This window comes from Methylobacterium sp. J-048, from assembly GCF_022829515.1.
GTDB lineage: Bacteria > Pseudomonadota > Alphaproteobacteria > Rhizobiales > Beijerinckiaceae > Methylobacterium.
The window spans coordinates 1-22,891 of the sequence record NZ_JAKSYL010000058.1 but is presented as its reverse complement, the minus strand read 5'-3'; the positions used below and the strand labels follow the sequence as shown (position 1 = coordinate 22,891).

25 protein-coding genes and 1 pseudogene are annotated in these 22,891 nt (G+C 70.4%); 13 read left to right on the top strand and 13 right to left on the bottom strand.

Features of this window, described 5'->3' with window-relative positions; genetic code table 11:
- The first annotated feature begins 125 nt into the window (after nucleotides 1–125).
- Nucleotides 126–623: a manganese-binding transcriptional regulator MntR gene (gene mntR / locus MKL09_RS03535; RefSeq protein ID WP_244018007.1), complete on the top strand. Its 498-nt coding sequence runs from the start codon at nucleotides 126–128 to the stop codon at nucleotides 621–623.
- Between the two features lie 165 nt (nucleotides 624–788).
- Nucleotides 789–1,304, top strand: a complete 516-nt coding sequence (locus MKL09_RS03530) for a hypothetical protein (protein WP_244018005.1) — start codon at nucleotides 789–791, stop codon at nucleotides 1,302–1,304.
- A 271-nt stretch (nucleotides 1,305–1,575) separates the two neighbouring features.
- On the opposite strand, the gene MKL09_RS03525 is transcribed toward MKL09_RS03530, so the two are convergent.
- Entirely contained in the window at nucleotides 1,576–2,760 is a 1,185-nt protein-coding gene (locus MKL09_RS03525) for a putative zinc-binding metallopeptidase (RefSeq protein WP_244018003.1), read from the bottom strand.
- Between the two features lie 225 nt (nucleotides 2,761–2,985).
- On the opposite strand from MKL09_RS03525, the gene MKL09_RS03520 reads away from it, so the two are divergent.
- From MKL09_RS03520 to MKL09_RS03500, 5 genes are all read left to right on the top strand, one after another.
- Complete coding sequence (locus MKL09_RS03520; RefSeq protein WP_244018001.1) at nucleotides 2,986–6,264, top strand: DUF2126 domain-containing protein; 3,279 nt, start codon at nucleotides 2,986–2,988, stop codon at nucleotides 6,262–6,264.
- A 13-nt stretch (nucleotides 6,265–6,277) separates the two neighbouring features.
- Entirely contained in the window at nucleotides 6,278–8,818 is a 2,541-nt protein-coding gene (locus tag MKL09_RS03515) for a circularly permuted type 2 ATP-grasp protein (RefSeq protein WP_244018024.1), read from the top strand.
- 238 nt (nucleotides 8,819–9,056) lie between these two features.
- Nucleotides 9,057–9,971, top strand: a complete 915-nt coding sequence (locus MKL09_RS03510) for a transglutaminase family protein (protein ID WP_244017999.1) — start codon at nucleotides 9,057–9,059, stop codon at nucleotides 9,969–9,971.
- A 118-nt stretch (nucleotides 9,972–10,089) separates the two neighbouring features.
- Nucleotides 10,090–10,314 carry an antitoxin MazE family protein gene (locus MKL09_RS03505; RefSeq protein ID WP_244017997.1) on the top strand — a complete coding sequence of 75 codons (225 nt, stop codon included), beginning with the start codon at nucleotides 10,090–10,092 and terminating at the stop codon, nucleotides 10,312–10,314.
- Nucleotides 10,311–10,634 carry a type II toxin-antitoxin system PemK/MazF family toxin gene (locus tag MKL09_RS03500; protein WP_244017996.1) on the top strand — a complete coding sequence of 108 codons (324 nt, stop codon included), beginning with the start codon at nucleotides 10,311–10,313 and terminating at the stop codon, nucleotides 10,632–10,634. The genes MKL09_RS03505 and MKL09_RS03500 overlap by 4 nt, the downstream gene beginning before the upstream one ends.
- Before the next feature lie 46 nt (nucleotides 10,635–10,680).
- Here MKL09_RS03500 and MKL09_RS03495 read toward each other — a convergent pair whose 3' ends face one another.
- The 5 genes from MKL09_RS03495 to MKL09_RS03475 form a co-directional block, all read right to left on the bottom strand.
- Entirely contained in the window at nucleotides 10,681–11,292 is a 612-nt protein-coding gene (locus MKL09_RS03495) for a pyridoxamine 5'-phosphate oxidase family protein (RefSeq protein ID WP_244017994.1), read from the bottom strand.
- 7 nt (nucleotides 11,293–11,299) lie between these two features.
- Entirely contained in the window at nucleotides 11,300–13,003 is a 1,704-nt protein-coding gene (locus MKL09_RS03490) for a lysine--tRNA ligase (protein ID WP_244017992.1), read from the bottom strand.
- A gap of 115 nt (nucleotides 13,004–13,118) precedes the next feature.
- Nucleotides 13,119–13,397, bottom strand: coding sequence for a type II toxin-antitoxin system RelE/ParE family toxin (locus MKL09_RS03485; RefSeq protein ID WP_244017990.1), 279 nt, complete (start codon nucleotides 13,395–13,397; stop codon nucleotides 13,119–13,121).
- Complete coding sequence (locus tag MKL09_RS03480; protein ID WP_244017988.1) at nucleotides 13,394–13,621, bottom strand: hypothetical protein; 228 nt, start codon at nucleotides 13,619–13,621, stop codon at nucleotides 13,394–13,396. The genes MKL09_RS03485 and MKL09_RS03480 overlap by 4 nt, the downstream gene beginning before the upstream one ends.
- A gap of 68 nt (nucleotides 13,622–13,689) precedes the next feature.
- Entirely contained in the window at nucleotides 13,690–14,541 is an 852-nt protein-coding gene (locus MKL09_RS03475) for a transporter substrate-binding domain-containing protein (protein WP_244017986.1), read from the bottom strand.
- Nucleotides 14,542–14,678: 137 nt separating this feature from the next.
- Between MKL09_RS03475 and MKL09_RS03470 the strand changes: the two genes are divergently transcribed.
- Together MKL09_RS03470 and MKL09_RS03465 are read left to right on the top strand one after the other, a co-directional pair.
- Complete coding sequence (locus tag MKL09_RS03470; RefSeq protein WP_244017984.1) at nucleotides 14,679–16,538, top strand: glycosyltransferase family 2 protein; 1,860 nt, start codon at nucleotides 14,679–14,681, stop codon at nucleotides 16,536–16,538.
- Between the two features lie 124 nt (nucleotides 16,539–16,662).
- The gene (locus MKL09_RS03465) at nucleotides 16,663–16,872 is read left to right on the top strand and encodes a cold-shock protein (protein ID WP_007563113.1); all 210 of its coding nucleotides are present in this window, start codon (nucleotides 16,663–16,665) and stop codon (nucleotides 16,870–16,872) included.
- Between the two features lie 183 nt (nucleotides 16,873–17,055).
- On the opposite strand, the gene MKL09_RS03460 is transcribed toward MKL09_RS03465, so the two are convergent.
- Together MKL09_RS03460 and MKL09_RS03455 are read right to left on the bottom strand one after the other, a co-directional pair.
- Complete coding sequence (locus tag MKL09_RS03460) at nucleotides 17,056–17,439, bottom strand: hypothetical protein (RefSeq protein WP_244017982.1); 384 nt, start codon at nucleotides 17,437–17,439, stop codon at nucleotides 17,056–17,058.
- A 373-nt stretch (nucleotides 17,440–17,812) separates the two neighbouring features.
- On the bottom strand, nucleotides 17,813–18,199 hold the full coding sequence (locus MKL09_RS03455) for a TIGR02300 family protein (RefSeq protein WP_244017980.1): 387 nt from the start codon (nucleotides 18,197–18,199) through the stop codon (nucleotides 17,813–17,815).
- Between the two features lie 261 nt (nucleotides 18,200–18,460).
- Here MKL09_RS03455 and MKL09_RS03450 point away from each other — a divergent pair, with 261 nt between their 5' ends.
- From MKL09_RS03450 to MKL09_RS03440, 3 genes are all read left to right on the top strand, one after another.
- On the top strand, nucleotides 18,461–18,664 hold the full coding sequence (locus MKL09_RS03450) for a hypothetical protein (RefSeq protein WP_007563121.1): 204 nt from the start codon (nucleotides 18,461–18,463) through the stop codon (nucleotides 18,662–18,664).
- A 187-nt stretch (nucleotides 18,665–18,851) separates the two neighbouring features.
- Nucleotides 18,852–19,094, top strand: a complete 243-nt coding sequence (locus tag MKL09_RS03445) for a hypothetical protein (protein ID WP_244017978.1) — start codon at nucleotides 18,852–18,854, stop codon at nucleotides 19,092–19,094.
- Entirely contained in the window at nucleotides 19,091–19,336 is a 246-nt protein-coding gene (locus tag MKL09_RS03440) for a hypothetical protein (RefSeq protein ID WP_244017976.1), read from the top strand. The genes MKL09_RS03445 and MKL09_RS03440 overlap by 4 nt, the downstream gene beginning before the upstream one ends.
- A gap of 61 nt (nucleotides 19,337–19,397) precedes the next feature.
- Here the strand turns inward: MKL09_RS03440 and MKL09_RS03435 are convergent, their stop codons facing one another.
- The 4 genes from MKL09_RS03435 to MKL09_RS03420 all read right to left on the bottom strand — a co-directional run bounded on the left by MKL09_RS03435 (nucleotide 19,398) and on the right by MKL09_RS03420 (nucleotide 21,875).
- Complete coding sequence (locus MKL09_RS03435) at nucleotides 19,398–20,789, bottom strand: L-serine ammonia-lyase (RefSeq protein ID WP_244017974.1); 1,392 nt, start codon at nucleotides 20,787–20,789, stop codon at nucleotides 19,398–19,400.
- A 300-nt stretch (nucleotides 20,790–21,089) separates the two neighbouring features.
- Nucleotides 21,090–21,359, bottom strand: a complete 270-nt coding sequence (locus tag MKL09_RS03430; protein ID WP_244017972.1) for a GCG_CRPN prefix-to-repeats domain-containing protein — start codon at nucleotides 21,357–21,359, stop codon at nucleotides 21,090–21,092.
- Nucleotides 21,360–21,496: 137 nt separating this feature from the next.
- On the bottom strand, nucleotides 21,497–21,706 hold the full coding sequence (locus tag MKL09_RS03425) for a hypothetical protein (RefSeq protein ID WP_244017970.1): 210 nt from the start codon (nucleotides 21,704–21,706) through the stop codon (nucleotides 21,497–21,499).
- Nucleotides 21,699–21,875, bottom strand: a complete 177-nt coding sequence (locus MKL09_RS03420) for a hypothetical protein (RefSeq protein ID WP_244017968.1) — start codon at nucleotides 21,873–21,875, stop codon at nucleotides 21,699–21,701. Before MKL09_RS03420 ends, MKL09_RS03425 begins: the two co-directional genes overlap by 8 nt.
- Nucleotides 21,876–22,063: 188 nt before the next feature.
- Between MKL09_RS03420 and MKL09_RS03415 the strand changes: the two genes are divergently transcribed.
- Nucleotides 22,064–22,570 carry a hypothetical protein gene (locus MKL09_RS03415; protein ID WP_244017966.1) on the top strand — a complete coding sequence of 169 codons (507 nt, stop codon included), beginning with the start codon at nucleotides 22,064–22,066 and terminating at the stop codon, nucleotides 22,568–22,570.
- A 184-nt stretch (nucleotides 22,571–22,754) separates the two neighbouring features.
- On the opposite strand, the pseudogene MKL09_RS03410 reads toward MKL09_RS03415, so the two are convergent.
- Nucleotides 22,755–22,891 (bottom strand): annotated as a pseudogene (locus MKL09_RS03410) (porin family protein); the annotation flags it as partial.

Genomic DNA, 22,891 nt, shown 5'->3' with positions numbered 1-22,891 from the left:
TCGGCCGCGGGTTTCAAGGGGGCATTTAAGGGGGGCCGCAACCGCGTCGCGGGACTCCCCTCTCCGGGGCGGATTTTGCTAGACAGGGTCCGGGCGGCGCCGGGGGGCGGCGAGAGGGAGAGCCGATGCAGGAACCGTCCGAGCCGCATGCCTCCGAGACCCAAGGCCTGCCCGAGACTCGAGGCTTGCCTGAGACCGCGCTGGTCGATCCCGAGCGGCACGTCGAGAGCTTTCGCCAGGCCCGCGAGGCGCGGCGCTCCGAACTCGTGGAAGATTACGTCGAGCTGATCGACGACCTGATCGGCGACGGCGGCGAGGCGCGCCAGGTCGACATCGCCGCTCGCCTCGGCGTGGCCCAGCCCACCGTCGCCAAGATGCTCAAGCGCCTGTGCGAGGACGGCTTCGTCCAGCAGCGGCCCTATCGCGGGGTGTTCCTGACCGAGGCCGGTCGCCGGCTCGCCGTCCAGGCGCGCGAGCGCCACCGCATCGTCGAGCGCTTCCTGTGCACCCTGGGCGTCAGCCCCGAGACCGCCCGGCGGGATGCCGAGGGCATCGAGCATCATGTCAGCGCCGAGACCCTGGCGGCGTTCCGCGCCTTCGTGGCCGGGCGCGAGGAGACCTGATCTGCGACCGAGCGCATTGCCTCCGGAGACAGAGAATCATCGTGTGCGCCATGCGGGCCCGGCTTCCGAAGTCGCACGTGCCGCCGCCGATGGGGGCTGATTCGGATGAGCCGATCGCGCTTGGCAGGATCGACGGGTGGTGGCAGGGGTGACTAAGGGCACCTGATGCGACGCCCTGTGGTCAGATCCGCCCACGCGAAACGCCTGACGCTGGCCGGCGCGCTGGCGGGGGCCAAGTTGGGCCTCGGCTCCGACATACGCTGTGAAATCATCGCTGGCGCAGCGCGATCAGCGTTCACGGAAACCTGGCTCGGACACCCAGGCCGACCGGTGGATTGGGACTGGGCCGCGCTGTCGGCTGATTTCCAGAACAACCATCCAAAGTGCTTCAACGCTGCGATCTGGCACGACGCGACGCTGTGTGGGTTGGCCATCGGTGCCGTGAACCAAGCCAGGTTCGTTGCCTTAGACTTCCTTGAGGGCAATCCAGATCCGATGCATCCGCTCAAAGGGCAGGTGATCGAGATCGCCCTGACTATGGCGGAAGCCTACAGGCAGCTGATCGGTGTGCCGGAGCTTCGGCTTCATCACGTCGACCCGGACCTTATTCCCTTGTACAAAAGGCAAGGCTTTGCGCTTGCGCCCGATCTGGCTGACTCGCATCATATGGTCCGGAGGTGATCTCAGTGCCGAAAGCTGCGCCCGTGACGGAACCGACAGTGACCAACCGCGCGGTGACCCACGGCCGTCCCCTCAGGCAGGAGCATCGACGCCTGCCTGACATCGAGCAGGCAGCGGCGGCCTTCATGGCGGCTGATCTCCCCTGGTTGGCACCAGAGGCGAGGGACGTGCTTGCGGCGACGCCAGAGGTTCACGGTCGGCCGGACGGTAAAAGACTCCCGCCGCCCGTGAAGAGCGTTCGGCGCTAACACCTCGGCCGACCGTCCGGCCCTCACACCGTCGGTGCCGCCACCTTCTGGCGCAAACCCAAAATCACCGCGCGCAGCATCTCGGCCCCCGCCTCGCCGGGATCCGGCAGGGTGCCGGAGCGGGAGGCGTAGATCCGCTCGTGCACGAAGGCGAGCTTGGCGATCACCGTCGGCGTCAGCTTGAACGGGTAGAGCGCTGGCTGGCCCATGCTGTGGGACAGGGAGTTGATCGCGTAGGTCAGCGGCAGCCACGCCTCGATCAGCCGGTCGAGGTCCTGGGTGTCGTAGGGGTCGAAATCGATCACCGTGGGGGCCGTCGTGGCGTTGCGCAGGCGCGGGCGCACGTGCAGCTCGAAGGTCGAGGCGGTCTCCACCGTGTCGACGATGTGCAGGTAATGCGCGAAGGTCTCGGCGAAATCCTCCCAGGGGTGAGCGGTGGCGTAGGCCGAGACGTAGGACTCCTCCCAGTCGGCCGGGGCGCCGTGGGCGTAGTGGTCCTGCAGGGCTCGGACGTAGTTCAGGCTCTCGTCTCCGAACAGCGCCCGGAACGCGCCCATGGTCGGCCCGTTCATCACCAGCAGGTACCAGAAGTAATGCCCGATCTCGTGCCGGAAGTGGCCGAGCAGGGTGCGGTAATGCTCGCCGAATAGGATCCGGCGCCGCTCGCGCTCGACGTCGTCGGCTTCGGCGATGTTCATGGTGATCAGGCCGTTGATGTGGCCCGTGAGCACCGGCGTCCCGTAGGAAAAGCTCTCCGACGGATCGACCAGAAAATCGAAGGCCAGCCCGTCGGTGTACTGGGCCCGGGTCGCCAGCGGCAGTTCGAGCCGCAGCAGCGAGTAGAACAGCCGACGCTTGGCCGCCTCGATCTGGCGCCAGCGGGTGAGGTTCCAGGCTTGCGACAGGTCCGGCACCACCCGGTTGTGCCGGCAGGCGGTACAGAAGATCTCGGGGTCGCCCTCCGGCACCAGCCAGTTGCAGGCCCCCGACAGGGCGTTGTTGCAGTAGCGGTAGCGCGGGCCGGAATCCGCGTAGGCGTGGAAGGTCTGGGCTCCGCCCATGGCCGGATGGGCCGAGAGGCCCACGGGCTCCAGGGCCGAGACCGCGTGCACTGCGCAGGTGTAGCCCAGCCGCCGCGCGCAGCTCTCGCAGGCGGTCGCCTCGAAGGTGACCGGCTGGTCGCAGGCTTGGCATTGGAAGAGCTTCATCGCGCGGTCCCGGGCCGGCAGCCGGCCCACCTCCCGATCAAATAGGCGCGACCGGCAAAGTTCCGGCCAAGGTCGGCGGCGAACCACGGAAGCCGTAGCCGCCGCACGGAAATTGCTTGTGGGCCCATCCTTGGCACATAACCATGCTGGGGCCCGGGACGATCGACCCGTTGTAGCGCCCAGTATCGGCTACGAGACCGCATTCGATCTTCAGACGGAGCCATCGTGTCGATCAAAGCCGCCCTGCACCACGTCACGCATTACCGCTACGACCGGCCGATCAGCCTCGGTCCCCAGGTGGTGCGCCTGCGCCCGGCCCCGCACGCGCGCACCAAGGTGCCGGCCTACGCGCTGACGGTGACGCCGGCCAACCATTTCCTCAACTGGCAGCAGGATCCGAGCGGCAACTGGCTCGCCCGCCTGGTCTTCCCGGAGAAGACCGACGAGCTGAAGATCGAGGTCGACCTCACCGCCGAGATGGCGGTGATCAACCCGTTCGACTTCTTCGTGGAGGATTACGCGCAAAGCCGGACCTTCGCGTACGAGCCCGACCTGTCCGAGGAGCTGGTCCCCTACCTGGCGCCCGTGGACGCGGACGGGCCGGAGATCGAGGCGCTGCTCGCCCGGCTCCCCGAGGAGCAGAGCACGGTCCTGTTCCTAGTGGCGCTCAACGGCCTGATCGCCAGCGAGATCGCCTACGGCGTGCGCATGGAGCCGGGGGTCCAGACGCCGGCCGAGACGCTGCGGCTCAAGAGCGGGTCCTGCCGGGATTCGGCCTGGCTGCTGGTGCAGGTGCTGCGCCGGATCGGTCTCGCGGCCCGCTTCGTCTCCGGCTACCTGATCCAGCTCGTGCCCGACACCACCGCGGTGGACGGTCCCGCCGGCGCGTCGGCGGACTTCACCGATCTGCACGCCTGGGCCGAGGTCTACCTACCGGGCGCCGGCTGGATCGGCATGGATGCGACCTCCGGTCTGCTCACCGGCGAGGGCCACATCCCGCTCGCCGCGACCCCGCACTACCGCTCGGCCGCGCCGATTTCCGGGGCCGCCGAGCCGGCCAAGACCGAGTTCGGCTTCGAGATGCGGATCACCCGGGTCGCCGAGACGCCCCGGATCACCAAGCCGTATTCCGAGGCGGTCTGGTCGACCATGGATGCGCTGGGCGAGCGGGTCGATGCCGATCTCGTGGCCCAGGACGTCCGGCTGACCATGGGCGGCGAGCCGACCTTCGTGTCGGTGGACGATTTCGAGGCGCCGGAATGGAACATCGCCGCCGTTGGCCCGACCAAGCGGCGGCTGGCCGACACGCTGATCCGGCGCCTGCGCGATCGGTTCGGCCCGGGCGGCCTGCTGCATTACGGCCAGGGCAAGTGGTATCCCGGCGAGAGCCTGCCGCGCTGGGCCTTCGCCCTCTACTGGCGCAAGGACGGCAAGCCGATCTGGAAGGACCCGGCGCTGATCGCCCCGGAGGCGGGTGAGGGCTCGGAGGGGACCGCCACCATCGCCCAGGCTCAGGCGCTGGCCGGCACCCTGGCCCGCCGGCTCGGTCTGTCCGACTATGTCTTCCCGGTCTTCGAGGACGGCGATCTCTGGGAGAAGAAGGCCGCGGAGCTGCCGGTCAACGTCGCGCCGGCCGCCGCCAAGTCCGGCTCGGCGGAGTTCGACGCCCGGATCAAGCGGGTCTACGCCCGCGGGCTCGGGGAAGCCGCGGGCTACGTCCTGCCGCTGGCGAGCCTGCCCACCGGCAAGGACGGCGATGCCGACCGGGTCTGGATCTCGGAGAAGTGGGACTTCCGCCGGGGCCAGGCCTTCCTGGTGCCGGGCGATTCGCCCCTCGGCTTCCGGCTGCCCCTGTCGTCCCTGCCCTACGTGCCGCCCGAGCACTATCCCTATTACCAGCCGCAGGACCCGCTGGAGCCCCGCGGCCCCCTCCCCGACGACCCGAAAGCCGCAACAGTGGTCAACGGGGCCGGCATCACCGGCGTCGCGGTGCGCACGGCGCTGGCGATCGAGCCCCGGGACGGGATCGTGCGGGTGTTCATGCCCCCGACCCAGCGCGTCGACGAGTATCTCGAACTCGCCGCCCATCTCGAGGCGGCGGCCGCAGAGCTGAAGCTGCCGATCCACATCGAGGGTTACGAGCCGCCCTACGACCCGCGCATCGGCCTGATCAAGGTCACCCCCGATCCGGGCGTGATCGAGGTCAACGTCCACCCGGCCGCCTCCTGGCGCGAGGCGGTGGCGATCACCACCGACCTCTACGCCGAGGCCCGGCAGACCCGGCTCGGCGCGGAGAAGTTCATGGTCGACGGGCGCCACACCGGCACCGGCGGCGGCAACCACGTGGTCATGGGCGGCGTCACCCCGGACGATTCGCCGTTCCTGCGCCGGCCCGACCTGCTCAAGAGCCTGGTGCTCTACTGGCAGCGCCACCCGGCACTCTCGTACCTGTTCTCCGGCCTTTATATCGGCCCGACCAGCCAGGCCCCGCGCATGGACGAGGCGCGCCACGACGGGCTCTACGAGCTGGAGATCGCGCTCGCCCAGATCCCGGCCGCCGACGCCCCCAACATCCCGCGCTGGCTGGTCGACCGGGTGTTCCGCAACATCCTGGTGGATGTCACCGGCAACACCCACCGGTCCGAGATCTGCATCGACAAGCTGTACTCGCCGGACGGCCCGACCGGGCGCCTCGGCCTCCTGGAATTCCGGGCCTTCGAGATGCCGCCGGATGCCCGCATGAGCCTCGCGCAGCAATTGCTGCTGCGGGCCCTGGTGGCGTGGCTGTGGCGCGAGCCGCAGACCGGGGGTTGTGTCCGCTGGGGCACGACGCTCCACGATCGCTTCATGCTGCCGCATTTCCTCTGGGCCGACTTCCTCGGGGTGCTGGAGGATCTCGGGGCGGCGGGCTACGCTTTCGACCCGGTCGCCTTCGAGGCGCAGGCCCAGTTCCGCTTCCCGGTCTTCGGCGTGGTCGAGCAGGGCGGAGTCCGGATGGAACTGCGCCAGGCGCTGGAGCCCTGGCACGTGATGGGCGAGGAAGGGACCAGCGGGGGCACCGTGCGTTTCGTCGACAGCTCGGTCGAACGGCTTCAGGTCAAGGTCGAGGGCTTCGTGCCCGAGCGGCACGTCATCGCCTGCAACGGGCGCCGGCTGCCCATGACCAGCACAGGCCGCGCCGGCGAGGCCGTGGCCGGCCTGCGATTCAAGGCGTGGCAGCCGGCCTCCTCGCTGCACCCGACGATTCCCGCGCACTCGCCGCTGACCTTCGACATCCTCGACGTCTGGAGCGGGCGCTCGCTCGGCGGCTGCCGCTACCACGTCGCCCATCCGGGCGGCCGGAACTACGAGACCCACCCGGTCAATGCCTACGAGGCGGAGGGGCGCCGCCTCGCCCGCTTCGAGCCGCTCGGCCACACGCCCGGCCGGGTCGAGATGCCCCGCGCGGAGACGAGCGCCGAGTTCCCGCTGACCCTCGACCTGCGCACGCCGGCCCCGACATGACCGGGGCGCGGTGATGGAGGCGGCGCTCGCATCCGGCGCCGTCGGGGCCGAGGCGGCCGAGAGCCCGCAGGAGCGCATCGCGCGCTGGACCGCGGGTTACCGGGCGGTCCCCGGCCGGCCGGACGAGTTTCTGGGTGACGACGGCGCGCCGCGCGGTGCGTGGCCGCGCCTGCTCGACCATCTCGGCGCGCTGACCGAGCCGGAGATCCTGGCCCGCTTCGTCTCGGCGGAGCGGCACATCCGGGATGCCGGCATCTCCTTCCGCATCTCCGGCGACCAGCGCGAGCATCCCTGGCCGCTCGGCTGCCTGCCCCTGGTGGTGGAGGCCGCCGAGTGGCGGGACCTCAGCGCCGGCATCGTCCAGCGCGCCGAGCTGATGGAGGCGATCCTCGCCGATGCCTATGGCGAGGGCCGGTTGGTCGCGGATGGGCTGCTGCCCGCCGCGATCGTGGCCGGGACGTCCGAATTCCTCCACCCCCTGCACGGGGTCGTGCCCCCCGGGGGCCATTACCTGAAGCTCTACGCCGCCGATATCGGCCGGGGGCCCGACGGGCGCTGGCAGGTCCTGGCCGACCGGACGCAGGCGCCGTCGGGCCTCGGCTGGGCGCTGGAGAACCGGATGGTCCTGGCCCGGACCTTCCCGGACTTCTTCCAGGACCTCCATGTCGAGCGCCTGCCGGCCTTCTTCCAAGCGTTCCGCGAGGGGCTGGCGCTGGGGGCCGAGCGCTCCGACCCGCGCATCTGCCTGCTGACCTCGGGCCCCTACAGCAGCACCTATGTCGAGCAGGCGGCGCTCGCCCGCTATCTCGGCCTGATGCTGGTCGAGGGCGACGACTTGGTCATGCGGGACGGCGCCCTGCACGTCCGCACCGTCTCGGGGCTGAAGCGGGCCGACGCCCTGTGGCGCCGGATCGACGCCGACTACCTCGATCCCCTCGAGCTCAATCCGGCCTCGCGGCTGGGCGTGCCCGGCGTGATCGAGGCCCTGCGCAACGGCTCCGTGGTGATGGCCAACATGCCGGGCTCGGGGCTGGTCGAGTCCGCGGCGCTCGCCCCCTATCTCGACGGCATCGCCCGCCGGCTGCTGGGCGAGCCCCTGCGGCTCGGGCATCCGCGGGCCTGGTGGTGCGGCGACCTCGAAGGCCTGGCCCACGCCCAGGCGAATCTCGACAGCCTGATCCTGCGCCCGGCCGCCACCCCCCAGCGTGGGGCGGGCCGCGACGCCATGCTGGCCCCCCAGGCCCTGGCGGCCGAGCGGGCGCGGGTCGTGGCGGCCCTGCGCGACCGGCCGTTCGACTACGTCGCCCAGGAGGCCGCGCCGCTCTCGACCATGCCCGGCTGGGAGCGCAGCGAGGATGGCGGCCTCGTCCTGGTGCCCCGCCCCTTCGTGGTGCGCGTCTTCGCCACCCGGACGCCGTCCGGCTGGCAGGTGATGCCGGGCGGCTTCTGCCGGGTCTCGGAGCGCGGCGATCTCGACCCGATCGAGATGCGGCTCGGCATCCGGTCGGCCGACCTGTGGGTGCTGTCCGAGAACCCGGTCGAGGCGCCGCTGATCGGCTCCCACGCGGCCCCGCGGGTGCGCCGGGTCGGCGGTCACCTGCCGTCGCGCGCCGCCGACGGCCTGTTCTGGCTCGGCCGCTACCTCGAACGCACCGAGGCGGTGATCCGGCTGGTCCTGGCTCATCTGCGCAGCGTCGGCGACGCGGTCGGGGCCGATATCTCCGGGGCCCTCGACACTCCGGCGGCCCTCGCCCTGCGGGCGCTGCTCCACGAATGGGGCGCCATCGGCGCAACCGACCTGCCCACCGCCCGGCTCGCCCAGGAGGCGCTCACCGGGCGCGAGCGCTCGGGCTCGGCCCGCGGCCATATCGTCTCCGCCCGGCGCAACGCCGCCGCGCTCCGCGCCCGCCTGTCCGGCGAGGCCTGGCGGGTGCTGGCCGATCTGATCGAGCTCCTGTCGCTCGACACCGAGCGGACCTTCACCGAGTCGCAGCTTGCCGGCCGCGCCGAGCGGGCGCTGAGCCAGCTGGCGGCTCTGTCCGGACTCACCCACGAGAACATGAGCCGGGCGGAGGGCTGGCACTTCGTCGAGCTCGGCCGGCGCGTCGAGCGGGCGATCAACACCTGCACCTTCGCGCTGTCTTTCGCCAACGACGAGGCGACCCCGGGCTGCCTCGGGGTGATGCTGTCGCTGTGCGATTCGCAGATCAGCTACGGCCGGCGCTACATGCAGGGCGCGGCCCTCGACCCCGTGCGCGACATGGTGCTGCTCGACCCCTACAATCCGCGCTCGATCGCCTTCCAGGCGGAGGCGATCGCCCGGCACCTCGACGACCTGCCGGCCCTGTCGGCCGACGGCATCCCGGAGCCGCACCGCCGCATCGCCTCCCGGATCCTGGCGGAGCTGCGCAGCGGCGAGGCCGCCGATTTCGACGCCGTGCGCCTGACGGCGTTGGAGACCGACCTCGAACGCCTCGCCGACGGCATCGCGGTGCGCTACTTCCCGGCCGGGCCGAACGCGCTGCGCCCGGAAAAGCTGACGGGCCTGGCGTGACGATGTCCGCCCGTGATGCTGTCGCCTCAGGGACGGTCTGCAGCATGCCGCTAAGTGGACGCAGGCTGCGCAGGCTTGCCCGCTGCGGCGCGCCCTCGCGCTCGCCAGCGACCGCTAAGCAATCCTGCACACGGATGGCCCGCTTAGATTCTTGTGCCTGCAGCACGGGCACCGCCGAACCGGTGACGAATTCGGCGTATGGTTCAGGGGACAGACGTCGAATCGCGCGGCCGCCGGGATGATCTACACGCTGCGCCACCGCACCACCTACCGCTACGGCAAGCCGGTGCGCTTCGCCCGCTGCTCCCTGCGGCTCAAGCCGCAGGACGGCGAGGGCCAGAGCGTGCTGGCGAGCGCCGTGACCATCGATCCGAGCCCGACCACCGCGCTGATGCGGCGGGACTATTTCGGGATCGAGGCCGTGGCGATCACCCTGGATACGCCCCACACCACTTTCAGCGTTGAGGCGCTCTCCACCGTGCGGGTCGAGCGCCGCACCCCGCCGGAGCCCGAGGCCGGCCAGCCCTGGGAGCGGGTCCGCGACGCCGTGGTCGCCTCGCGCGATCTCGGCGGCCGGGCGCCGGTCCATTTCCTGTTCCCGAGCGGCCGGGTGCCCCTCGTCCCCGATGTGACCGACTACGCGAGGCTCAGTTTTCCCCCCGGCCGCAGCGCCTACGGGGCGGCCTACGATCTGATGCTGCGCATCGGCGCCGATTTCCGGTTCGACGCCAAGGCCACGAACGTGCGCACGCCGCTCGCCGAATCCTTCGCCCTCCGGGCCGGGGTCTGCCAGGACTTCGCCCACGTGATGATCGCGGGCCTGCGCGGCATGGGCCTGCCGGCGGCCTATGTCAGCGGCTACCTGCGCACGGTGCCGCCGCCGGGCCGGCCACGCCTGCGCGGGGCGGATGCGAGCCACGCCTGGGTGGCGGTCTGGTGCGGCGAGAGCTGGCTCGGCCTCGACCCGACCAACGGCGTGGCTGTGCGGGACGACCACATCGTGGTGGCCCGCGGCCGCGACTACGGCGACGTGGCCCCGGTCGACGGCATCGTCAGCGGCTCCGGCAAGCAGCGCCTCAAGGTCGAGGTCGACGTGATCCCCGAGACCGAGACGCAGGATTTTTCCCAACCCGGTCTCGCCCTGGTGGGGTGAAACCACGCCCGGTCGCGTCGCTCCGCGCACCTTCGGCGATCTGTCCGGGCTGCCCGCTTCGCCTTGACGTTTCTTATCCCGTATCCCTATCTGTTACATGTAACGGATGGGGGCATCGATGGTCACGTCCATCGCCCAGAGGGTTCGGAAGCGTCGGGACGCCTTGCGCGCGGCCGGGCTCCGGCCGGTGCAGATCTGGGTGCCGGACACGACCCGGCCGGGTTTCGCCGAGGAATGCCGACGGCAATCGCTGCTGGTGGCGGCAGCCGATGCCTCCGACCCCGAATTGAGCGCCTTCCTCGACGCCGCCCTCGCGGATCTCGAAGACCCGGCCGAGACGTGAGGCGCGGCGACCTCGTCACCGTGGCCATGGCGGGCGATTTCGGGAAACCGCGTCCGGCCCTCGTGATCCAGTCCGACGCATTCGCCGAGACCGGCACCGTGACGGTCCTCCTGCTGTCGGCGACTTTGGTGGACGCACCGCTGATCCGGCTGACCGTGCAGCCGACGCCGGGGAACGGCCTAAACAAGCCGTCTCAGATCCAGATCGACAAGGGCATGTCGGTGCGGCGGGAGAAGGTCGGGCCGCCGATCGGCCGCCTCGATGACGCGACCCTGCTGGCGGTGACGCGGTCCCTCGCGCTGTTCCTCGGCCTCGCGTAGTCCTGTTTCTTACCTCGTCTTGACGACCGGAGCGGCCGCCGGGCCCTCACCACATCGTCTTGGCGGCCCGTCCCGGCCATTCCGCGTCGTAGGCCTGGCCGCCGACATCGCCCGCGGTGAGCGCGGCCAGCATGGCCCCGGGGCTCGGCAGGTCCGCCGGATCGACCCGGGCCTCGGGCTCCCACAGCCGGGCGCGGACGATCGCGCGGGCGCATTGGAAGTATGCTTCCTCGACCGTGATCACGAGGGCCGTGCGCGGCGCGTGGCCGTCGACCCGGAACGAGTCCAGGAGATCCGGATCGGCGGAGATCACCGCCCTACCGTTCACCCGGAAGGTGGTGCCCGAGCCCGGGATCAGGAACAGCAGCGCCACCCGGGGGTCGCGCACGACGTTGCGCAGGGAATCGATCCGGTTGTTGCCGCGCCGATCCGGCAGGATCAGCGTGCGCGGGTCGGCGACCCGGACGAAGCCCGGCCGGTCGCCCCGCGGGCTGCAATCGAGCCCCTCGGGGCCGGATGTGGCCAGCACCGCGAACGGCGAGGCGGCGATCAGGGCCGCATAGTCCGGCGTGATCGCCGCCGTCACCTTGACCACGGAAGCGGGGGCCAAGGGCACGGCGTAGATCGCCTCCAGCGTCTCGAGGCTGTCGACGATCATCGCGACCTCACGCGACCTTGGCCGCGCCGGCCGTGAACGCGGCGTGCTCGGCCACCAGAGCGCCCGACAGGGCCGATGCGATCAGCGCCCGGGTCTCCGCCACCCCGTAGAGGGCCACGAAGGAGCCGAAGCGCGGGCCCCGCGCCTCGCCGAACAGCACGTTGTACAGGCTCGTGAACCACGCCTGCGACACGCCGGGGCGCCCGTCCGGGCTTTTTGCCTTGCCGGACGTATCGGGGAAGTGGCGCCGCCCGACCTCGTAGACCGCCGCCTGCAGGGCCTCCGGATCGGTGGAGCCGGCATGCGCTGCAAGCGTCTCGGAGAGATCCTCCAGGGCGGCCTGCTCCTCCGGGGTGGGCTCCCGGTAGGTCTTGGCCGGGCGCACAAAATCCGAAAAATACTTGAGCGCGTGGACCACCAGCCGGTCGAGGCCCGGATGGGTCTCCGGCCCGGTCTGCGGCGCGTAGCGGCGGATGAAGCCCCACAGCACGGCCGGATCCTCGGTGTTGGCCACCGCGGCGAGGTTGAGCAGCATCGCGAAGGTCAGGCTCGCGCCCTCGACCCGCTCGGGCTCCGGCGGGTTGCCGGCATGCAGGTGCCAGACCGGGTTGCCGAGGCGCAGCTTCGCGTCCTGGCCGGCATAGCGGTCGAGGAAGCCGATATACTCGTCCACGTGCCGGGGGATCACGTCGAAGAACAGGCGCTTGGCCTCGCGCGGCTTGTTGTACATGAACAAGGCGAGCGATTCCGGCGTGCCGTATTTCAGCCAGTCGTCGATGGTCAGGCCGTTGCCCTTCGACTTCGAGATCTTTTGGCCCTTCTCGTCGAGGAACAGCTCGTAGTTGAAGCCCTCCGGCGGCTCGCCGCCGAGCGCCCGGGCGATCTTGCCCGACAGCTTGACCGAGTCGATCAGATCCTTGCCGGCCATCTCGTAATCGACGCCGAGGGCGACCCAGCGCATCGCCCAGTCGGGCTTCCATTGCAGCTTGGCGTGGCCGCCGGTCACCGGGGTCTCGTAGCGCTCGCCGGTGGCGGGATCGCGCCAGACCAAGGTGCCGGTCTCGACCCGCACCTCGTCGATCGGCACCTGCATGACGTGACCGGTGACCGGGTGGAGCGGCAGGAACGGCGAGTAGGAGGCCGAGCGCTCGGCGCGCAGCGACGGCAGCATGATCTCCATCACGGCATCGTAGCGCTCTAGGACACGCAGAAGCGCCGCGTCGAACCGGCCCGACGTGTAGTAGTCGGTGGCGGAGGCGAACTCGTAGTCGAAGCCGAAGCTGTCCAGGAACGCGCGCAGCCGGGCGTTGTTCGCCGCCCCGAAGGAGGGGAATTCGTTCGAGAACGGGTCCGGGATCCGCGACAGCGGCTTGCCGAGATGGGCGGCCAGCATCTCGCGGTTCGGCACGTTGTCCGGGACCTTGCGCAGCCCGTCCATGTCGTCCGAGAAGGCGAGCAGCCGGGTCGGTACCGCGTCCCGGGTCAGCACCCGGAAGGCGTGGCGGACCATGGAGGTGCGGGCGACCTCCCCGAAGGTGCCGATATGCGGCAGCCCCGACGGTCCGTAGCCGGTCTCGAACAGCACTTCGGTCCTGCCGGATTTCTCCAGCCGCGCGACGAGCTTGCGCGCCTCCTCGAACGGCCAGGCGGCGGCATTGGCGGCGGCCTCGATCAGGTCGGGGGCGAGCATCAGGGCAGGTGCGGCGGGCATGATTTCGGGACTGAGGGAATGCTGGGATCGCGCACCCTAGAGCGGTTCGAGCCCCAGCGGAACGGCTGCCGGTGCAATCCGGTGTCCCGGGGGCGTTGGGGGCGGCTCGGAGCTTTCAGGGCTGCGGCCGCCGCGGGGTGTGACGGATACCCAGGATGACGATCTCGTTTGCCGCGACCGGATACGTGATCGCGTAGGGGGAGGGACGTGCCATGAGGCGCCGGATGCCGGGCCGAGCGGTCATGGAGCCCGCAAAGGGATCGTGCAGCAGAAGGTCCATGGCCGCCTGAAGGCGCTGTTGCACCTTGCGCGCGCCCTGCGGGTTCCGGCGGTTAAGATAGGCGAGCGCCCTGTCGAGCTGGGATGCCGCGGGTCGGGTCAGGCGCAGCTTCACAGGCCATATTGCGCCCAGATGGCGCGTACCCCCGCGTCGGTCGCGAAATCACCCCGCGCGGCCGCGGCCTCGGATTCGCCGAGTTCCGCCTCCTCTTCCGGGGTGAACTGGTAGAGGGGCGCGTCCTCATGGACGAAGGCCAGCATCAGGCGGGCGATCTCATCCTGCATTTCCGGGGCGAGGTCCCGCGTCTTGGCCACCGCCTTGTCGAGAAGATCCGTCATGCCTCGATCCTGTCGGGGAGACCCAGCGCGGTGCAGGATCCCCGATTCGCTGTCGGGAAGAAAGCCCCTCAGAACGGGCTCACCGGGAAGAACCGCAGGTACAACTCGGTGTATTTCCCATCGTCCCAGACCCGCTGGAGCGCGTCGTCCAGCGCCCGGGACAGCGCCGCATCCTCCTGGCGGGTGATCAGCCCGATGCCCTCGCCGAAATAGCGGTTCTCCAGGTAGTCGCCGCCGATCAGGGCGCAGCAATTCTCCGCCTCCTGGCCGCCGACATAGAGGGCGAGGTTGAGGCCGTCGGCGAACAGGTAGTCGACCTCGCCGCGCTTGAGCGCGCCCTCGGCGGCCGCGAGATCCAGAAATTCCTTCGGGACCGCCTTCGGGAAGAAGGCCTTGAGGTAGGCCGCGTGCGCGCTGCCGCCCATCACCCCGACGCTGCGGCCGGCCAGCGCCGAGGCCGAGGGGACCGGCAGGCCCCTGTCGGTGCGGACGGCGAAGCGCGCCGGCCAGCGGAAATACGGCCGCGTCGCCAGGAACTTCTCCCGCAGCGTCGCGGTCAGCGGGATGGCGGCCGCGATCACGTCGCCCTGCCGGCCGTCGAGCGCGTCCAGCAGGGTATCGAAGCGGCGCGCCTGCACCGTGCAGGGGATCGTCAGCTTCTCGCAGACCGCCCGGGCGAGTTCGACCACGAAGCCGGTCGGGTTGCCGTCGGGGCCGGCGAAATGCAGCGGCGGGAACTCGTCGTCGGTCAGGAACCTGACCGCCCGGCCGGTCTGGGGCGCCTCGATCCGCTCGCCGCGGCTGCGCGGGTTCCAGAAATCCGGGACCGTCACAGCCGGGGTTGCAGCTTGCGGCGCTGCGGGCGGTGCAGCACGGGCAGGCCGACATCCGCCCCAGACCAGGGTGGCGCAAACGGCCATCGCCAGGGACGATCGAGCGCGTCGCCCGCCCACCCTTGACGATGGGAAGGCGGCGATGCTCCTCTCGGAGGGTGGGAATCGGGTCTGGCTCACGCCCCTCCCCTAGCACGTCCCGGAGCCACCGGGGGAGCGCCGGCGTGTCGGTCCAGCGCCTGCCCACGGCCGCATTCGCCCACAGGATCTCCCTGCCGCCGGAGATCGCCTTCCTGCTCGCCGAGGGTGTCGAGGCCCAGCGGCTGATCCGGGCGGCACAGGATGCCGCCGCTGCCGGCACCGACGCGGCGACCGCCCTCCTGAATGCCGGGCTGATGGACGAGACGGCGTATTACCGCGCCCTCGCCCGAAAACTCGGCGCCCCCTATCTCGACGGGCCGATCGCGTTCGGCCTCGGCCTGCGTTTTCCCGACAGCCTGGTCGCCGGTCTCGCGCCGCTGGCGCCCGGATCGGTCGCGCCCTGCGTGCTTGCGCCCCGCGGCCGGCTGATCGCGGAACTCCTCGACGCCCCCCACCGCGCCGCGATGCCGGCGATCATCAGCCCGACGCATCTGCGCGAGGCGGTGTTCGCGGCGATCCCCGGAGCGGTGGCGGATCACGCCGCGCAGGATCTGCGGCGCCACATGCCGGAGCGGGCCGTGCCGCGCGAGCCCGCGAGCCGGTTGCTCCTCCTCCTCGTGCTCGCGTCGATCGCGGCGCTGTGCCTGTTCGCCCTGCTCCCGCCGCCGCTTGCCCGTGCGGTGACCCTGGCGGGTCAGAGCCTGTTCCTGGCGATGACGACGTTCCGGCTGACCGCCCTGGTCATCCCGGCCCCGGTGGCGGCCGAGCCGGTGGACCTGCTCGCGGACGCCGAATTGCCGGTCTACACGGTGCTGGTCGCGCTACACCGCGAGGCCGCCGTGGTGCCCCGCCTGATCCAAGGGCTCATGGCGCTCGACTATCCGGCGGCCAAGCTCGATATCAAGATCCTGCTCGAGGCGGACGACCCGGAGACCGCGGCGGCCGTGGCGGGGTTCGCCCTGCCTGCCCGGTTCGAGGTGATCACCGTGCCGCCGGGTGCGCCCCGCACCAAGCCGCGGGCGCTCAACGCCGCCCTGCCGCTCGCCCGCGGCGCCCTGCTCACGGTCTACGACGCCGAGGATGTGCCCGATCCCCAGCAGCCGCGGCTATCCGCGTCGCTGTTCGCGCGCCTGCCCGAGCGCACCGCCTGCCTGCAGGGGCGCCTCGTGATCGACAATGCCGACGATTCCCGCTTGGCTCGGGCCTTCGCGCTCGAATATGCGGGCCTGTTCGACGTGCTCAACCCGGCACTCACGCGCCTCGACCTGCCGCTCCCCCTGGGCGGCACCTCGATGCATCTGCGCACCCGCGTGCTGCAAGACCTGCGCGGCTGGGATGCCTACAATGTCACCGAGGATGCCGATCTCGGGATCCGGCTCGCCCTGGCAGGCTACGCGGTGGGCGACCTGCCGAGCGCCACGATCGAGGAGGCGCCCGCCCGACTCGGCCTGTGGCTGGCGCAGCGCACCCGCTGGATGAAGGGTCTGATGCAGACCAGCCTCGCACACGGGCGCCATCCGCTGGCCAATGCCTGCCGTCTCGGCGGCCTGGAGGCGCTCTGCGCGGCGGCGCTCGTGCCCGGCACGGTAGCCTCGGCACTGGCCTACCCGGTCTGCTTCGCCTACGCTGCCTGGCGATTCCTGATTCTGGAGATCCCAGCCGCCCCGTCCTTCCCGGACAATCTCGCCGCAGGGTTCGCCATCACCCTGTTCGGCGTCGGGCTCGCCGCCATGGTCCTGCCGGCCCTGATCGGCTGCGCCCGGCGCGGCTGGGGCGACCTCGCCCAGGCGGCGCCCTGGATGCCGCTCTACTTCCTGCTCGTCAGCCTGGCCGCTTGGCTGGCTCTGATCGAGCTGATTCGCGCACCGGTGCGCTGGAACAAGACCCAGCACGGCCTCTCCCGCACCTCGCGCAGCGGCCGGCTGTCCCGGCGGGCGGCGTAAAGCGGGGATTTGGATGACACAGACGTTGCCAACGCGCGGAACTTTGGGAACAGTCGGCCAAGGCGGCTCGTTCGGCCCATGCGGCACGTCGCTTTGGCGAGCCGGAGACGACTAGGACAACTCTATGGCTACCGGTACCGTGAAGTGGTTCAACGAGACCAAGGGCTACGGCTTCATCCAGCCCGATGATGGCGGTAAGGACGTGTTCGTCCACATCTCGGCTGTCGAGCGCGCAGGGATGCGCAACCTGATCGAGGGGCAGAAGATCTCCTACGACGTCGAGGCCGATCGGCGCAGCGGCAAGGAGAGCGCGGCCAACCTGAAGGCCGACTGAGCTTTCCCGATCCGGGACCGAAGCGTGGGCGCAGGCTTGCGCTTTGGCTAACCGGAGCCGCCTACCATCGGTCCCGCGAGCCAGGTTGCGTATCGGCTCGCACCGGTGGAACCGACGACCTTCCCGCTGGCCCGTGCTTGAAGCGGGCCGCGGGGAGGCGCATCCCTCATCAGCGACTGAAACCTACCGGCCTGGCACGTCCGGGCCCGGATGCATCAACGTCGCGTGTCGGTCATACGCCTTCCAGACCGGTAACGAGCCCTCCCGGACGAACATCGCGAAGGCTTCGACCGCCTCCCAGCGCGCGAAGGCCTGCTCTCCGTCCAGGGCACGGCCCACGATACAGGCGCCCTCGGTTGCGTCTGCACCAGGGCGCCCCCGCTCGAGCGCAAAGACCACACCCGATCGGTCGGGTCTCAGCGCATCCGGCAGGGCGCCGATCCGGCGCCAGAGGCAGTGCCACTGGATGCAGGCCTCCGGACGCTCCGGGTAGATCCCACAGGCCTGTCCGGTGTTGTGCCGGCACAAGATCCCCGCCGGCTTGTCCAGCGCCGCGATCTCCAGCATCCGGCAGCAGGCCGTGCACGATCCGCACGTTCGGCCAGGAACAAGAGCGCCTGCGGCGGGGGAGACCGTCAAGCGCGGGGAGCCGCAGGCGCAGATGTCATCGATGGGATCCTCAGGGGGCGATGCGCGCATCGCGATCGGGGAGGTCGGTTGCGCGGTCGATGTCCAGCTGGCCGAACCCGGATTGCCCGATCGGGCCGAATCACGTCCTCGACGTGGCCGCGACCGTCGCGGCTGCCTTTGCACCCGCCACGATGGTCGCGGCCGCATGCCCGTCGATCGGCCCTGCCCAATGGTGCGCCCCGTTGGGCGCCGCGTTAAGGGTTCAAAGGCGCGATGACGCCCCTGTCGGCGTCATCGCGTTCCGAGCGTCCTAATCGTCGTCGTCGTCGCTGACCTCGACGAGGTCCGTGGTGTTGTCGTCGTCCTCGTCGACCACGAGGGTATCGTCCTCGACCGTCTCGCCGTCATCCTCGATGTCCAGGGCGTCGTCGCCCTCGGTATCGGTGTCCTTGTCGGCTTCCTCGGCCTCGACCTCGTCGAGCGACACGAGCTCGGGGCCCTCGGCCTCGTCCTCCTCCTCGGCCGGCGCCTCCTTGCGGGCGACGACGGGAGGGGCCGCCCGGCCGAATGAGGTCGCGACGGCGGTCGGGACGACTTCGCCCGAATAGGGGGAGACGACGGGATCCTTGTTGAGGTCGTAGAATTTCTTCCCCGTCGTCGGGCAAATCCGCTTTGTACCGAGGTCCGGACGCGCCACTGCAACTCTCCTTAGAACGTGTTCGATGCCGGATCACCGGCGTGGTTTCGAGGGTGTGTAGCACAGGACTGCGACGGGCGACCCCTCCCCTGACGAGGAGCGGCGTGCCTGTCGCCGGAGCGACGACCGGTCGGACGCGCCTGTCCGGATACCCGGGCGGCGGTGCCGTGCCGGTGCGTCGCCCCCAGCCCATGACAGATTGCGCCGCGGAATGTCCGCAGGTGACTGGCATCCGGGCAGCAAGGCTGGCATAGGGCACTTATGTCAGACGTACCACACCCCTACTCCATCGAGGTCTCTCCCATCGCCAAGCCGGAGGGCCATTTCCAATGGGCCATCCGCCGAAGCGGCAAGCTGATCGAGCGATCCGATCGCCCGCATCGCAGCGAGGCGAAGGCGTATGAGAGCGCCATGGAAGCCATCGAGCGCGCGATGAAGCCGGGCGCCGACGGCGGCCGCCGCTGAACGCATGATCACCGAGGGCCGCGCATCACCCTCCGTGATGCGCGGCCGCCGAACCGGTCGCGATCTCCGCGAGCCGCCCTGCGGCAGGCGCAGCGGTTCTGCTGACCTGTTGCTGCGATCGAGCATGCGCACGGCGATTCGATTGGCGAGCAGCGGCGACGGCTAGAACCAATGGCGGTTCCGCTCGTTGTCCAACATGCCGCAGCGGAAAGACCAGCTCGACTGCACATGCGCGACCCTGCGTGAGCGGCTCGCGTTCAACATCCTGTTGGACGAGTTCGCCATTGCAGCCTTGTCCGACGCGCTGACGCTCCTGCACGCCACCGGCGATCCGGGCGTCACGCAGATCGAGCATACGATCCGGACGCACCGCATCGCTATTCTGAAGCAGCGGGTCATCCTCGGCGCCGCGGGCATCGAACTCGAATGACGGGGGCACAGCTCTTCGTCGTGCGGGCGCGAAAATCCCACGGGACCGCGACGTACAATTGCCCGAATGCGGAATGGGCGCTCAAGAAGCTGGGCGACTTCCAGGCTGCCGGCCATGACAGCATCAGCATAACCGGGCCGGACGGGCAGCCCCTGACCGAGGCCGACCTCCGCGCGATGGTCGAGGGGCATGATGCGACGGCACGCGGCACCGAGCGCGTCACGGCCGATCTCAAATCCTGAGGTCTTGGATCCTGAGCCTGGCACAGTCACAGCCAGACGCATCCTCCGGCGCGATCTCGACTCAGCACTCGGGCAGGTTGACGGCGAGGCCGCCCAGGCTGGTCTCCTTGTACTTAGCGCTCATCTCCTCGCCGGTCTGGCGCATCGCCGCGATGCAATTGTCCAGCGGCATGAAGTGCGAGCCGTCGCCGCGCAAAGCCAGCGAGGCCGCCGCCACCGCCTTGGTGGCGCCGATCCCGTTGCGCTCGATGCAGGGCACCTGCACCAGGCCGCCGACGGGATCGCAGGTCATGCCCAGGTGATGCTCCAGGGCGATCTCGGCGGCGTTCTCGACCTGGGCGGGTGTCCCGCCGAGCACGGCGCAGAGGCCGGCCGCCGCCATGGCGCTGGCCGAGCCGACCTCCCCCTGGCAGCCGGCCTCCGCGCCGGAGATCGAGGCGTTGTGCTTGATCAGCCCGCCGATGGCCGCAGCCGTCAGAAGGAATTCCGGGATCCGCGCCGGATCGGCCCCGATGCAATGGTCGGTGTAGTACCGGATCACCGCCGGGACGACGCCGGCGGCGCCGTTGGTCGGCGCGGTCACGACCGGGCCTCCGGCCGCGTTCTCCTCGTTGACCGCCATCGCGTACACGCTCAGCCAGTCGGTCATGACGTGCGGCTGGGCGGTGTTCGAGCCGTGCTCGCGCTCGAGCTGGTCGCGGATGCGCTTGGCCCGGCGCTTGACCCGCAGGCCGCCGGGCAATTCGCCCTCCCGGGACAGGCCGCGCTCGACGCAACCGTTCATCGCTTGCCAGATCCGGGTAAGGCCCGCGTCGACCTCCGCCTCGGAGCGGCCGACGACCTCGTTGGCGCGCTTCATCGCGGCCACCGACAGGCCGCTCTCGCGCGCCATGCGCAGCATCGCCGCCGAGGTTTCGAACGGATAGGGCCACAGCCGCAGGTCCGCGGCCGCACTGGGCGGCGGCACCTCGGCCGCGCGCTGGGCCGCGGTGACGACGAAGCCGCCGCCGATCGAGTAGTAGGTCTCGGACAGGAGAGGCGCGCCCGCCGCGTCGAGGGCGCTGATCACCAGGCCGTTCGCGTGACCGGGCAGCGGCGGCCCGTAATCGAACACGATCGCGGTCGCGGGATCGAAGGCGAGGATCGGCAGATCCGCCAGGGCGAGCCGCTTCTCGGTCCGCAGGGACTCGAGCCGGCGTTCGGCCTCATCCATGGCCATGTCGCCCGGCCGGAAGCCGAGGAGACCGAGGGCCACCGCACGGTCGGTGGCGTGTCCCCGGCCGGTGAAGGCCAGCGAGCCGTGCAGGCTCACCCGCAGGGCCGCCGCCGCGGCACGCGCCTCGTACCGGCGCAGGAGATCCAAGAAGTCGGCGGCCGCCGTCATCGGACCCATCGTGTGGGACGAGGAGGGCCCGATGCCCGGCTTGAACACGTCGAACACGCTGAGAAACATCGGTCTGCCCGTTCCGGCCGCATGGCCCCGTCCTGGGCCGCGGAAGTTTTTCGAGGCCGGCTGGCACCCAATGGAAGAAACGCGCCACGCCTCGACAGGCGACCGATCTGGACCGGAGTTCGCCGACAGCCTCTTATGTCAATGCGCTTCCTTGCGCCGGACTGGCGTCGCTGCCGGACGGCGGGGCCTGGGCGAGGGGTTGCCGCGGAGGGGTGGCGATCGGAAACGAAATCTGGCTGGCCGACAGCGCGAAGCCGTCTCGCAAGGCGCCGGGGCGGGAAGCCCCGGCACGCGGCTGATTCAATAGCGACAGACGCGCCGCGGACCGAAGGGCGTCGGGCGGAAGAAGCAGCGGGGGCCGTAGAAGCGCGGCCGGCGGTAGATCGGACGGCAACGGCCATAGGGCCCGGGCGCGAAACCGGGACCGCACCCATAGGCGACGTCTGTGACCGGCGCGGCGCCGGTGATCGTATCGGCGGCTGGCGGTGCCAGGGGCGCGGCGCTGGCGGAGGCGAGGCCGAGACCGCCGGCGACGGCAGCGGCTGCCGCGAGCATCTTCACGTGCGTCATGGTCAGATCCTCTGTTCGAGCCTGCGCCGGATCCGCCCGGCGCAAGGTCCGGGGAGATTGGTCCTGGGGCCTGAATAGCGCCTGACCTTGGCTTTAACCGCCCAGAAACAAAGTTGCAGCCGCGCCCGGGAGCCGGCTCACGGTTTGCCGGACTTGTCGCGCTCGGACCCGAGGCCAGTGCCGCCCCGGGCCGCCTCCTCCGCCTCGGTGCCGGCCCGATCCATCGGGCCATCCTGGGGCTTGACCGTGCCGGTGGCCGTGTCCAGCGGCGCGTTGGCCAGCCCCTCGCTCTTCGGCTTGCCCTGGGGCATCCGCTGCGCCTGCGTGTCGGTCGGCACGTCAGCCATGCTGCTTTCCCTTCAGGTCAGGCCGGTCCGTCTCCGCGCGCTCGTCCGAGGAGGTTGGAGAAGCATCGGGCGGGTTGGGTTGGGGCGTGGCGGCCGCCCGTGCCCGGCGCTGCGCGTCGTACTCGGTGTTGGCGAGGTCTTGCGTGTTGGTCGTCGGCGTGTCGGGCATGCGCAGGCTCCCTTTCGGAGACAACCGCGCGAGACGCCCGCGGTATCCGGCCGCCGCAACGGGAAAGCCCGTCAGGATGGCTGTCCGAGCGGCGTCCGACCTTCGGTCGCACCACCCGAACCAGCCTCGCAGGAACAGTGCGGCAGGCCTCGTGTTGACGGCCAAATCCATATTCGCGAGGCGCAGTGATGTCGGGAACCGCCAAGAAGACCGACCCGAAACTGTGGGACACGGTCAAGCATCAGGTTACCGAGTCCGACAAGGGCGGCAAGCCCGGCCAATGGTCGGCCCGCAAGGCCCAGATGGCGACCGCCGCATACAAGAAGGAAGGCGGGGGCTACGCCGGCCGGAAGGATTCCGACAACCACCTCCAGCAATGGACCGAGGAGGAGTGGGGCACGAAATCCGGTCAGGAGAGCGGCAAGACCGGCGAGCGCTACCTGCCCAAGAAGGCGCGCGAAAGCTTGACCGACGCGGAATACGCCGCGAGCACCGCCAAGAAGCGGGCCGATACGCGCAAGGGCAAGCAGTTCTCGAAGCAGCCCAAGGCGGCGGCCAAGAAGGCGGCGGCGGCGCGTGAGGGTGGCAAGTCCGGTCCGACGAAGGCCGAGCTGATGCGCAAAGCCAAGGCGCAGAACGTGTCCGGCCGCTCGCGGATGTCGAAGGCCGAGCTGGCGCACGCGGTTCACGCCTAGAGCGCGCGCCGCCGCCGTGGAGACCGGTTCGGCATCAGCGAGCCCGATTGCAACGCGATCGGCACGGCTCCAGGCCGGCCCATATGAAAAAAACGTCCCGGGAGGTGATCCCGGGACGCTCCTCGCCTAAGCGGCCAGTCTGATCGGGCTGGGGATGCTTAGGTCAAGCGGTGTCGGCTTGGTCTTAGTACGAGCCGAACTTGTAGTTCAGGCCGGCGCGGACGACGGCGAACTCGTCGTCGCGGCGGCCGATCGCGCTGTAGGCGACCGGGACGAGGTTGGCGGCGTTGACCACCAGGGCGCCCTGGTTGCGGTTGCCGC